This is a genomic window from Actinomyces sp. MRS3W (assembly GCF_032465695.1).
In the GTDB taxonomy this organism is placed as follows: Bacteria; Actinomycetota; Actinomycetes; order Actinomycetales; family Actinomycetaceae; genus Actinomyces.
This window is the reverse complement of the sequence record NZ_JAWDJJ010000105.1, coordinates 1-12,450: the sequence shown is the minus strand read 5'-3', so window position 1 is coordinate 12,450 and position 12,450 is coordinate 1. Positions and strand designations below refer to the sequence as shown.

Here is a 12,450-nt window from a genome sequence, read left to right as displayed (position 1 = left end):
TGATGACTTCATTAGCCGACCACGCATTCGTTAGCGGAGAGCCGCTTTTCTTCAGATTCCTTCCAGGTTCCATCTTCGTAGGTCATGGTGATGAGCACCTCGTAGCGTCCCTGTAGAGTCTCCGGGTCTGAATTGTCCTGCCCCGAGGCGTCATACGAAACCAAGTCGGACTGGTCGTCACAGATAAGCACCTGAGCCCTGGTCGCATCATGCGCAAATACTGCGGTGACGGACACTCGCAGATTGCCTTCCACGGTTTCACCTTTGACCTGCTCGTAGCTGTCTTTGAGGTTCTGGTAGGTTTCCGCGGTCATGAGTGGTTCGGCTTTCTCGACGCCGGTGCCGGTGAACCAGATGTTCCAGGTGACCTGGTCGTAGTTGATGAAGGCCTTGAGCACCTCGGTCTGCTGCTCATCCAGGTCCTCGGGGATGGAGGTCACCTCGTAGCGATCCGTGGACAGCGACTCCGCGGTCACCACCCCGGCCGCCTCCGCAGAAGCCGCGGCAGACGCCGAAGCCTCAGCCGCAGCAGCCGACTCCGAAGCATGAGCCGACGCCATCGCCTCCAGATCAAACGTCGGCACACCCGACGTCTCATCCGAACCCGACAAACACGCCACCAACGGCCCACACGCCACAAGCAGCGCCGCAAGAGTGGCCACCAGACGACCACCAGACCGACCAGCCAACTTCACGTACGAGGGATACATGTTCAAAGACTCCTTCCAAGACCAACAGCCCAACCCGCCCCGGGGCGGGTTGTCAGGGTTGTTTGGTGGGGCGGGTGTTGAGGACCTGGATCTCCGCCACCGGGATCGTCGTAGTCGCCTCCGTCGTATGAGTACCCAGATAACCAGTAGCCCCGTCGGTGGCCGTGAAACTCGCCGCGTAGTCCACACCGACCTCCACCGGAGTCACCGAGCCCTCCAGGTGAGCCGAGGACCGATCAAACACGATGACACAGTCCGTACCCACCCGATCATTCTGCTCAGTCCACGGGATCCCGAACCCCGTGCAGAAAACCTCACCATCCGTCGGCTCCAGATCCAACCCACTGGCCGTCGCCGTAACAGTGGCGGTCGTCGAACCCGCGGTAGCGGTCACCGTCGCCTGAGATGGCGTGTCGCCGGTAGCCCAGATCCAGGTATCCATCCCCACAATCGTCGCCCGCGACTCCCCCACCGTGGGGTTATAACCAATCGTCGCCGCAGGGATAGTGACCGCATCCCACGCCGCCCGCGCCAACGTCTCCCCATCCACCTCCGGCTCGGGGGCCGCCTGCCCAGCAGGCACATACACGGGAGTCTTGCCGTCCAGCCACTGGCGGGCGAAAGTGTCGTACTCCCCGGGATCGGTTCCCTGAAAGTACCGGTAATCGCACGTCGGTCGATACCAGTACCCATCGGCATCATCGGCGTACTGCTCATAGCCGTCGAATGTCTTTCCAAGCGACTCAGTCAGACCCGGATCGCTGGTGTCCTCGATCATCTCGGCCGTATCCGCACCCGAACGCAACTGCTTGTACCAGCACACCGGACGCACCGACACAGCCACCGACTGCGACGAGGTCGTAGCACCACCCGAACCAGACGAACTAGAACCATCCACCGCCGCCGACGTGAACTCCGCAGACACCGACACCGACACCGTCACCGAACCATCAGAACCCTCAGACACCGAACCAGACGACAAACCAGAATCAACAGGAGCGTCTTGAAGTACTTGAGCCCAAACGTTCGGAGCAATTCCAAACGAAGCGACGAGCGAGAACAGTAAAACAAGAATCACAAAGAACCGTCTACTTATGAACTTCATTGCTCACACCGTGCACTCGTTGGTCGACAAGATCACTTCTTCCGATTCCTTCCATGTTCCTTCCTCGTAGACCATGGTGATGAGAGTCTCATAGCGACCCTGGAGCGTCTCCGGGTTGCTGATGTCATTCCCATCCGCATCGTAGGCAACGAGATCCGAGTGGTCACCACAAATGAGGATCTGCGCTGTCATGGGTTCGAAGGCAAAAACTTGGTTGACCGAAATCCTGACCGTTCCGTCGGTATGCCCATCTCCCAGCTGATCGTACCCACCCTTGAGGACCCGATACTCCTCGGTCGTCATAAGTGGTTTGGCGTTCTCGACTCCAGTACGGGTGAACCAGATGTTCCAAGTCACCTGGTCGTAGTTGATGAAGGCCTTGAGCACCTCCGTCTGCTGCTCATCCAGATCCTCCGGGATCGACGTCACCACATAGCGGTCGGTGGACAGCGACTCCGCCGTCACCACACCCGCAGCTTCCGCCGAAGCCGCAGCAGACGCCGACGCCTGGGCCGCAGCAGCCGACTCCGAGGCCTCCGCCGACGCCATCGCCTCCGGATCATAAGTAGGAACACCCAGGGGGTTGTCGTCCGACTCCGACGAACACGCCACCAACGGCCCACACGCCACAAGTAGCGCCAGCAAACCAACTATTGGCCGGCGCGGACGAGACACGCGGTTTGACAGTCGCATCATAGAAATTCTCCTTAACAATGTTTGGCAGACAGTAAGTGAATCAGTCGTCATCCAAGCTAGCCTCCTCAGCATTAGGCGAGGGTCTGGGCGTGGGCGAGGGAACAGTCACGTGGGTGGGAGTTGCGGAGGCCAACTCCGGGATCTGAGCCAGGGCAGGTTCAAGGACGATATGGAACTTCTCCACCTGCTCATCCAAATCCTCCGGCGGCCCCCAGTAAGTCAGACGAGCCAGAAGCGTCTGGGTCTCGTCGTACCGCCACGCCACATAGATCTCAACACTGTCGGTCCACGCCCAGCCCTCACCCTCCACACCCTCAAAACTGACCTCCCGGGCAGTATCGGAATACTCAACGGGAATCTCATCGAACTCCAACGGCTTACCGGTATTCGGATGCAACATAGAGTCAATCCCGTAGCTGACCTCGAGCAGCCCGAAGGGGGCGCTGTCGGAGTCCATATCACATCGGTAGCTGTAACCAGACTCCCCAGTTTTCACATCCTCTGTAGGGCCGGTGATGTAGTCATACCAGTAGGTATCGAAGCCAAGGGTCTCCTGGAGATCCTGGTTGGGGAAAACACCGCAGATCGTCTCATCCGCCAACGGAATATCCGGCGACGGGGTAGGGTCACCCGAACCACCAATAAACCCACACGCCGCCACAGACCCAGACAAGCAGACGGCGGCTGCGGCATAAACGCACCACCACCGGGACCGGCTTCCAGGAACGCAGCCAGACCCTCTAGTCCCTCTTGATCGTGATATCACCGTCTTTACCTCCTTCACCGTCACTGCCCTGGACCAGACGCTGTCCCTTGCCGACACCCGTGTTGATGCCACGATCCGCGTTTCCGAGTACGTCTTCCGGATCGTGTTCGGGGCCGATGTCGTTGGCCCAACTGTGGATGTGGACGTCCTGTTCGCTGGTTGGTGGGTTGTCGAGGTTGAAGGTGGCGGTGCCGTCGGGGTTGATGGTGCACCAGGAATGTGGCTGGCCGGAGTCGTCTTGGAGGTATTCAGGATTGAAGGCCTCCGGTTCGGTGATCAGTCCCTGATTGACCGCCTCGGCGTAGGCCTGCGACTCCAGCGAGGAAGGAGAGCCGGCATCGGGGACATCGACGTCGGGAAGGTCGTCGGGTGTGAGTTGGTCGACCATAATCGGCTTAGCGACAGTCTTACCCACATCCCATGCCAGTTTGGCCCCTGGACCGCTCACCCCAGCACCCACAACCGTGGTCATCACTGTGAACATCGTTCCCATCGCCTCCTCCGCCGCCTTACGCTCGGCCGTTGAGGCCTTCTTAAGATCCGTCAGGCGTTCACTGCTGATCGCGTTCAGGTAGCCGCACACGGTCCCAACTTCCCGGTACTTTGCCTCCAGCTGTTCCCGCGTCGTGACAGTGGGATACTCAGCCATGGCGGCGTTGGCGAAGGCTGAGGAGATGGTGGCAGCGGCGTTCTCGTTGTCAATGAGGCGGTAGATCAGGGTGGTGTACAGGTTCCTGTCGTCGTCGTCGGTCTTGCTGTCATCATCCCTGTACAGGCCCAGGCCATTGGGGTAGCCGCCGTTCGCGACGTCAACGCCTTCCTCGGCGGTGTTGGCGAGAACCACGGACAGGTTCTCCTTCATGGCCTCCGTGTAGTTCTCGAAGGGCAGGTCGTAGGCGAACTCCATTGACCTGGCCACGCTCCAGGTCGCTGCGGCCGCCGTCTCGTCGTCCCCGCTGCCACGCATTGCGGAAACGCCGGCCATGGCGGCAGTGAACCCGTCTAGGCCAACCTCACTGTCCCACTCACGCCCGGTCAGTAGCTTCCATCGGGCCTCGGTCTGCTCCCCCGGCACCCACTGCCCCCTACTCATCTCACCATCCGGGTTCAGGTACCGGAACGCGGCCTGGGGGTTGTTGCCCATGGCCATCGTCACCCCGTACAGGGGATCCATCGAATAGTCCCGCAGTGCCTTGCCCTCGTCATAGAGCACGCCGTAGTCGTCGTCGTACCAGCCACGGTACGAATCCGGGGTGGAACTGGCCGCGGCGCCGTCGAAGGGCAGGTCCTCCAAACGATCGGCCAGATCCACGAGCGTGGCCGTCTCGTAGACGGCGTCGTCTGCGGCCAGCAGTGCATTGAGCGCCAACATCCGCCCACGATGCCCCTTGACGGTCACCGACTCATACATCGCATCCGACCAAGAAGCGAAGCCCTCGGGCACCATGCCGGACCGGGTTGCCGACGCCAGCACGCGCCCCAGCACATTCACGGCCCCGTCAAGGCCCTCGTGGTCCACATGAAGGACGCCGTCCCTATCTATGGTGTTGTACTTCCACTGCAGCTCCAGCAGGTTGTCCAGGTAGCCATCCACGCCCCCGAATGCCTGCACGACCGCCGCCCCGTACGCGGGCACATCCTGGTGCTTGGCCATCTCATCCAGAATCTGCTCCACGGTGCGGCCATCCTCAGACACCCCATCCCTACTGCCACGCGCCTGCTGCAACGCCTCCGCGTCCTTCGCCCCATCCCCGAGCGACTGGCTGTTGTAGGCCTTGACGTTGGCGACCGTGTCCTCCACCCCGTCGGGCAGGTAGTAGCAGACGGTACCATCGGTGGAACCGAAGGTGATGCCGCTGTCGTTCATGGCGATCGCCTCGTCCAGGCGGGTTTGCAGATCGTCGACGATCTGCTGAAGGCCACCTATCGCGTCCGACATGGTCGTGGAGGTACCGGCGAACGCAGAGAAGGCACTCGACGAAGACGTCGTGGCATGTCCGGGCGCATAGGGAACACCACCGGAGAGCATCTCCTCAACACCCTCCACCGGCTCCTCATCCCAACTGGCGCTCAGGTTGTACAGCTCCGAGCGCTCGGTCTCGGCATCATCGTCGCCTCGACTCCCACCGCCGGCCGATGCCGCGCGCACTGAAACGCGGGAATGCGCGTAACACCGGTTCATTTCCACTTGGGATCGGCCTCGTCGCTGTCCCTGGAAACCTTGTCCTCCTCGCGCCAGTAGGCGTTGGACGCCTTCTCGTAGATATCGTCCATGAGGTCGCGTATCGCGGTGACGGACGTATCAATACTGGTGCCAATCTCATCAGCCAAGGGCGACGACCACACCTCGGCCAACCGACCGCTGAATGCGCTCAGACCAGCCGCGGGCAACACCGATGAGGACTGGAAGCCGGTCGCGTCCGCGCTGATCGCCTTGGCCAGCGGCGAGGTGGATGGGTTGGCAGCGAGCACGCCCTGCGCGCTCTCGACACGGTTCTTGACCGTTTCGATGGCCTGCTTCTTCAAGTTATCCACCATGCCGGAGTCCTCGTCGAGTGCGAGGCCGAATGGCGTATCCGTGAACAGCGGAGAACCGGGGAACGAGTCATCGTCATCAAAGTCGCGGGGCAGAGACATGGGCAGGCCAGGTCGCCTTCCTCGGGCCAGGGCCCGGATGCCTGTTGACGCTCCGCGCGCGCCGGGGGACGGCGCTACAGAGCATGCCTGACTCCGAGAAGTTATCACATCTCAACTGGTTCGGGAGGCGTTGAGTAGTGGACCCAGATGAGGGAACTCACCGCGGCCAGGCAGCTTCGGCCTCCGCCAGAGCCTCCTTGGAGTCCAGCTCGCCGGTGGTCCACGTGGTGAGCGCGCCCCACAGCACGTCCGTACCCACATCCGAGGGCATCGAATCCGAGGCGTCGAATCGGATGACGGACTGGCGCGACTGCAACAGCAGGGTGGCCCGCCTGGCGACGTCCGAGCTCATGTCGGAAGCGTCCACGCCGCGATGGGCAGTGGCCATCCCACCGAGCTCGACCCGCGTCTGGGCCCACTCGGCGCTCGTCAGATAAGTCATGACGGCCTCCGCGGCATCCGGTTCCTCCGGCACGTCACCAACGTCTCCCGACTGAGACGAGGTGGCCGCCAGCGACACCAGGAAGTCCCCGCCGACGATGACGGGAGATCCGGCTTCATCACCGCTGGCCCCCGGAATGAGGAACGCCGAGACGACCCCACCGGTGCTCGCCGTGGCCTGGGACTGCCCGGCCTCCGCCGCATCGTCCTCGCTCTGGCCGTCCTCACCCGCCGCACTAGTCGCGGTGGACGACGCCGTGTCATCGGTGGCACCGTCGCTCGCGGCGTCGGCGGCCGTGGCGCTGCCGGTTCCGCTGTGCTCGGCGGCAGCCGCATCAACGGCGACGATATCGGTGTCGGCGGGCAGCAGGTTCTCGTAGTTGGAGGAAGCGTGAAGCATGAGACACGAGCCAGCGACGAGCTGCTCGCCGGCCGCCTCCACGGTGGTCGTCGCGGCCTGCTCCCCGCCGCCGGGCACGCGCCCGTCGGCGAGCAGCAGCTTACCAACGGTGTCCAGTGCAGTGACGGCCGAGGCATCATCCAGGGCGACGCCGTGGCTGGTCCAGGCGTCGTAGGCGCCGACGCCGGCGGTGGCGAGCAGGGTCTCCTCCAGCCAGTCGCTCATGGGCCACCCGGTGGAGTCGCCGTCGGAGATGCCCAAGCACCAGGGGGTAGGGCCTCCCGCGGTCTCGGCAGCGGCGTCGCTCTCACCATCACCGGTAGCCTCGCCGGCGTTGTCGGCGACGATCCGCTCGGTGAGCTCCACCAGCTCCTCCCACGTGGTGGGAACCTCGTAGCCGGCCTGCGCGAAGGCCACCGGCGAGTACCACACGAAGGACTTGACCGAGGCCATGATCGGGGCGGCGTACAGAACACCATCCACCGAGCCGACATCCATCCAGGAACGGTCCCAGCCGAGCTCAACGTTGGCGCCCACCGGGTCGGGCAGGGCCGCAAGCGCGCCCGAGCGCGCCAGGTCCGCCACCAGCCCCGGCTGGGGAACGACGGCAAGATCCGGCAGGGAGGAGTTCGCGGATTCTTCCGCCTGCTCGTCCGCTGCCGCCGTGGAGTCCGCCCCGGAGCCGTCGAGTATGCGACGCAGCAGCACCTCCAGCCCGTCCGAGCCATCCTGAACCACGTCAATGCCGGTGCACTGCTCGAACTGCTCCAGGGAGGCGTCGAAGCGCTCCGCCTCGGTGCCGGTGAAGGCGGTGGCAATGGTGACCGTCGTCCCCTCGGGGAACTCTCCGTAGGCCGCCAGGGAGGCGCAGGGATCCGCACCCGAGGCGGTGGGGCCCGGGGCGTCGTCGGCCGAGCAGGCGGCAAGAGAGCCGGCGAGCAGCAGGAGCGACGCCGTGGCGGGAGCGAGGCGGGCGGCGGTGCGCCGCAGGGTGGTCCGCGACCGTTTCATGAGCTTGTCCGAGTCCTCTCCACGATTGCGTCCAGCACGGCCGCACAGCCATCGTGCCATACGGTCTCGGTCACGATGTCGCCCTGCTCCTTGACCCACTGCGGCGCCGAACCCATGACGGCCCCGGCTCCCGCCCAGCGCAGCATCTCCACATCGTTGGTGCCGTCCCCCACGGCGATGGCGTGGGCGGCATCGGTGCCGATCCGGGTCACCAGCGCCTCAAGTGCGGAGGCCTTGGTGATGCCCTGCGGGGCGACGTCGAGCCAGGCCGTCCAGCCGACCGCGTACTCGACCGAATGCAGATTGGCTCGCCCGACGACGGCGCTGAACTCATCCACCGGCATGCCCGGTGCGCGCAGCACCACCCGGGTGACCTCGCCCCGGCGCAGCTCCTCCAGGGAGACAACCGTCTGGGTCTCCATAAGTTCGCCGTCGGGGAAGGGCCTCGAGACGCGGAAGCCGGCGCCCAGGTCCTCCACCGCAATGATCCCGTCGGGAACCGCGTCGAGCAGGGCGTCGATGGCGGTGGAGGGGTTGAAGGTGCGCGAATCGACGATCTCGTAGCCGCCCGGGAAGACCGGGTCCATGCGCAGGGTGATGGCACCATTGGCGCATACCATCCATCCATCGGTGAGTCCCAGGTGGCGGGCCACCGGCAGGGCGGCGCTGATGCCGCGCCCGGTGGCGATGACCACCTGAACGCCGTGGTGGCGCATGCGGGCGATGGAGGCCATGACGCGTTCGGAGACGCGGCCGTCCAGGTCGAGAATGGTGCCGTCGACGTCAAGGGCGACGACCAGCCGCTCATCGGGGAGCAGATTCGCCCGCCCGTCCGCGCCGATGGCGTCCAGACGGTCGAGGTCGGCCATACGGGCACGCACGAGCGCGTGGTAGGCGTCGTGAGACAGCACGCGGTCGTCACCGGGACGGTAGGTGCCGACCGTCTGCGAGTTCCAGGCGGCCGAACCGACCAGGGGGGCGACGTCGTCGTTCCTCGGGGACATGTCAACCTGCCAGTCGGGCGCGGGCGGGGCGTGCGGTATCGAAACGCATGGGGTCAGGCCACAGGCTCGATGACCTCAAGGCCACCCAGGTAGGGGCGCAGGCCCTCGGGGACGACGACGCTTCCGTCCGCACGCTGCTGGTTCTCCAGGATCGCGACCATCCAGCGGGTGGTGGCGAGCGTCCCGTTGAGGGTGGCCACCGGGGCGGTCTTGCCGTCGCGGCGCTCCCGGATGGACAGGCGGCGCGCCTGGAAGGTGGTGCAGTTGGAGGTGGAGGTGACCTCCATCCACCGGTTCTGGGTGGGCAGCCAGGCCTCGCAGTCGAACTTGCGGGCAGCCGAGGAGCCGAGGTCCCCGGCGGCGGTGTCGATGACCCGGTAGGGCAGCCCCACCAGGGCGAGCATCTCCTCCTCCATGGCCAGCAGCCGCTGGTGCTCCTGCGCGGCGTCCTCCGGGCGGCAGTAGGCGAACATCTCCGCCTTGTTGAACTGGTGGACGCGGATGATGCCGCGGGTGTCCTTCCCTGCGGCGCCGGCCTCGCGCCGGTAGCAGGTGGACCAGCCCAGGTAGCGCTTGGGGCCGGCGGACAGGTCGAGGATCTCATCGGTGTGGTAGCCGGCCAGTGCCACCTCGGAGGTGCCGGTCAGGTACAGATCGTCGGTGGGCAGGTAGTAGATCTCGTCACTGTGGGCGCCGAGGAAGCCGGTGCCGCCCATGATCTGCGGGGTGACGAGGGTGGGGGTGGCCATGGGAATGAACCCGTGCTCGACGGCCTTGTCCAGGGCGGCGGTCATGAGCGCCAGCTCCAGGCGCATGCCCCAGCCCTTGAGGTAGTAGAAGCGCGCCCCGGACACCTTGGCACCGCGACGAGTGTCAATGATGTCCAGGCCCTCGCCCAGCGCCAGGTGGTCGGCGGGGGTGAAGCCCTCGGCGGCGAAGTCGCGGGGCTGGGGCCCCTCGTGCCGCAGGACCACGTAGTCCTCCTCACCACCGGAGGGAGCACCCTCAATGAGGTTCTGGAACTGGGCGGAGAGCTCATCGAGCGTGGCCGCGGCGGCATGGGAGGCGGCCTCCGCCTCACGTACCTTCCCCGCCAGCTCCTTGGCCCCGCGCAGGGCGGCCTCACGCTCCTCGGGGGTGGACGCCTTGCCCACCGACCGGGAGACCGTCTTCTGCTCGGCGCGCAGGGATTCAAAGGCGGCGAGGCTGGTGCGGCGGGCCTCATCGGCCTCGATAATGCGGTCAACGAGGGCGACGTCGGCCCCACGGGCACGCTGGCTGTCACGGAAGGGCTCGGGGTTCTCACGAAGCGCACGCAGATCGATCATGGGTGCGAGTGTAGCTAGGAGCGGACGAAGTGCCGACAGGCTCCCGGCACCACCGCCCCGGGCGCTTCCCCAAGAACATCGCGGCACCAAAAGCAGTGAGATTCATTCCGACCTGATCTAGAGTCAAGATTAATAAGCCGACCTCACGACTATTCCCGGCCCGCCCGACCGGACCGTTCCTACGGATTCAGGACCCCTCATGCCCAGCACCTCTCCCCCCTCGTTCTCCCAGCTGAGAGCCTTCGTCGCGCTGTGCGATCACCGGCACTTCGGCGAGGCGGCGACCGCCCTCGGCGTGAGTCAGCCCAGCCTGTCGCAGGCGATCACCGCCCTGGAGAAGCGGGTCGACGGCGAGCTCGTCGAACGCACCACGAGGCGCGTCCTGGTCACTCCGCTGGGTGAAGCCCTCCTGCCCTATGCGCGTGAGGCCGTCCTGGCGGCGGAGGCCTTCAACGAAGCAGTCACCAACCAGGGGGCGGCCCTAGCCGGCGCCCTGCGCCTGGGGATCATCCCCACCATTGCTCCCTACCTGGTGCCGGTCGTGCTCGACCGCCTCGACCAGGAGCTGCCGCCGCTGCAACCCGAGCTGCGTGAAATGGTCACCGGGGACCTGCTGGACATGCTCGCCCAGGGGCGCCTTGATGCCGCCATCATGACCATCGACGTCGACTTGCACCACGCCACGGCAATCCCCATGTACGACGAGCCCTTGGTCGTCCTCGTGCCCGCCGCCCACCCCTGGGCCGGCCGGGACGACGTCGTCCCCCGCGAGCTCGACGAGCAACAGCTGCTCCTGCTGGACGAGGACAACTGCCTACGCGACCAGACCCTGGCCCTGTGCCAGCGCTACGGCGTCAACCCGCCGGCCGCCGTCGCCACCACCCTGTCCACGGTGGTGCGCATGGTGGCCCACGGCGTCGGCGTCACCGTGATCCCCGAGGGCGCCCTGCGCATGCTCAGCGGGGAGGAGTACGCCGTCGCCCGCTTCGCCGATCCGGTGCCGACCCGACACATCGGCATGGTGCACCGCAGCTCCTCCTCACGCGGCGCCGACTTCGCCCGGCTCGCCGGGGTCATCACCAACCTCGCCCGGCAGGCGGGACTGCCCATGGCCGCACCCGCCCAACCCGAGGCCTGACGCCTGGGGCAGCCCGACACCAGGGAATGAAAAGTGACCATTGGTCGCAACTATTGTCCTTGGCGCCCGCCGACCGTCCGAACGAGCAACCGGTTATCCGCGCTATCACGGGCATCGTTAACCTGCAGCGGAGACGGCGGGCCGCAAAAGTCGCGACCGATGGACACCCGCGGTCACTGGGTGGGTCGACCGTCCGGCGCAAGCACGCCACCAACAGGGGCACCGAGCAGCAACGGGACGCTCACCCTGGCACGGGTGCACCAGTAGCCTTGAGGGCATGACCGTCGGCACCGCCTCCGCGCCCATCGCCGCCGTCGTCATCAACCCCGTCAAGGCGGCCGCCACGCGTGCTGTGCGCCAGGCGATCGCCGATGCCTTGGAAGCAGCGGGCTACCGAGCACCCGTCTGGCTGGAGACCACGGCACGGGAGACCGGCGCCACCCAGGCCCGTCTGGCCGTCGCCTCCGGAGCCGACCTCGTCATTGCCGCCGGCGGGGACGGAACGGTGCGCTCCGTTGCCGCCGGGCTGGCCGGAACCGGCACCGATATGGGGATCATTCCGCTGGGCACCGCCAATCTGGCCGCGCGGAACCTCGGCCTGCCGCTGCGCCGCTACGCCGAGCTGGCGCGGATCGCCGCGCACGGACGAGCGGTGCCGACCGACCTCATCTGGGTGCGCACCGAACCGGCGGAGCATACCGGCCCCCTGTCAGACGCCGAGGATGACGCCGTCATCGCCGAGCCGCCGCTCGGGTGGGCGCGTCCAGCGCTCGGGACCGAGCACCCCTGTCTGGTGGTGGCCGGCATCGGCTTCGACGCAGGCCTGGTTGCCTCCACCGATCCGGTTCTCAAACGACACTTGAGCTGGGGCGCCTACGGGATCGCGGCGCTGGAGAACCTGCGCCAACGCCGCATGGACCTGGTGCTCGGTATCAACGACAGCAGTGACGACGGCGACGCGGCCGCCAGCCGCGCAGTAGGTGTCCCCAGTGGAGACGCGGTGCTTGGTGAGTCCGGCGTGCCCGGGCCCTCAACCGGCGCTAGGTCGGCGGTCGGCGACGAGCCGAGCCCGGGCGGGAGTTCAGCAGCGGATGCACGTCCACCGGCCGGCGCAGGTCCGGCGGTGACCGGCGGCCCGAACGCAGGCGGGACCCGGGCGGCATCGACGCCGACGGCACGCCCTGTGCGCACCGAGCGACTGACGGCCCACACCC

At 65.9% G+C, this 12,450-nt stretch carries 11 protein-coding genes; 2 read left to right on the top strand and 9 right to left on the bottom strand.

What is annotated here, in order from left to right; all coding sequences use genetic code 11:
* Nucleotides 1–11: 11 nt before the first annotated feature.
* The 9 genes from RWX45_RS03320 to serS all read right to left on the bottom strand — a co-directional run bounded on the left by RWX45_RS03320 (nucleotide 12) and on the right by serS (nucleotide 10,098).
* Nucleotides 12–584: a hypothetical protein gene (locus RWX45_RS03320; protein ID WP_316022360.1), complete on the bottom strand. Its 573-nt coding sequence runs from the start codon at nucleotides 582–584 to the stop codon at nucleotides 12–14.
* Between the two features lie 178 nt (nucleotides 585–762).
* Complete coding sequence (locus tag RWX45_RS03315; protein ID WP_316022359.1) at nucleotides 763–1,677, bottom strand: hypothetical protein; 915 nt, start codon at nucleotides 1,675–1,677, stop codon at nucleotides 763–765.
* 141 nt (nucleotides 1,678–1,818) lie between these two features.
* The gene (locus RWX45_RS03310; RefSeq protein ID WP_316022358.1) at nucleotides 1,819–2,364 is read right to left on the bottom strand and encodes a hypothetical protein; all 546 of its coding nucleotides are present in this window, start codon (nucleotides 2,362–2,364) and stop codon (nucleotides 1,819–1,821) included.
* A 187-nt stretch (nucleotides 2,365–2,551) separates the two neighbouring features.
* Nucleotides 2,552–3,112, bottom strand: coding sequence for a hypothetical protein (locus RWX45_RS03305; RefSeq protein ID WP_316022357.1), 561 nt, complete (start codon nucleotides 3,110–3,112; stop codon nucleotides 2,552–2,554).
* Between the two features lie 139 nt (nucleotides 3,113–3,251).
* Entirely contained in the window at nucleotides 3,252–5,426 is a 2,175-nt protein-coding gene (locus RWX45_RS03300) for a DUF6571 family protein (RefSeq protein WP_316022356.1), read from the bottom strand.
* Nucleotides 5,427–5,455: 29 nt separating this feature from the next.
* Nucleotides 5,456–5,914 carry a hypothetical protein gene (locus tag RWX45_RS03295; protein WP_316022355.1) on the bottom strand — a complete coding sequence of 153 codons (459 nt, stop codon included), beginning with the start codon at nucleotides 5,912–5,914 and terminating at the stop codon, nucleotides 5,456–5,458.
* 157 nt (nucleotides 5,915–6,071) lie between these two features.
* Nucleotides 6,072–7,766 carry an ABC transporter substrate-binding protein gene (locus tag RWX45_RS03290; RefSeq protein ID WP_316022354.1) on the bottom strand — a complete coding sequence of 565 codons (1,695 nt, stop codon included), beginning with the start codon at nucleotides 7,764–7,766 and terminating at the stop codon, nucleotides 6,072–6,074.
* Nucleotides 7,763–8,770 (bottom strand): HAD family hydrolase, encoded by a 1,008-nt coding sequence (locus RWX45_RS03285; RefSeq protein ID WP_316022353.1) that lies wholly within the window; start codon nucleotides 8,768–8,770, stop codon nucleotides 7,763–7,765. The genes RWX45_RS03290 and RWX45_RS03285 overlap by 4 nt, the downstream gene beginning before the upstream one ends.
* A 53-nt stretch (nucleotides 8,771–8,823) precedes the next feature.
* Nucleotides 8,824–10,098, bottom strand: coding sequence for a serine--tRNA ligase (gene serS, locus RWX45_RS03280; protein WP_316022352.1), 1,275 nt, complete (start codon nucleotides 10,096–10,098; stop codon nucleotides 8,824–8,826).
* Between the two features lie 199 nt (nucleotides 10,099–10,297).
* On the opposite strand from serS, the gene RWX45_RS03275 reads away from it, so the two are divergent.
* The gene (locus tag RWX45_RS03275) at nucleotides 10,298–11,236 is read left to right on the top strand and encodes a hydrogen peroxide-inducible genes activator (RefSeq protein WP_316022351.1); all 939 of its coding nucleotides are present in this window, start codon (nucleotides 10,298–10,300) and stop codon (nucleotides 11,234–11,236) included.
* Nucleotides 11,237–11,513: 277 nt separating this feature from the next.
* Nucleotides 11,514–12,450: diacylglycerol/lipid kinase family protein (locus tag RWX45_RS03270; protein ID WP_316022350.1), on the top strand; the 937-nt coding region annotated here is incomplete at its 3' end.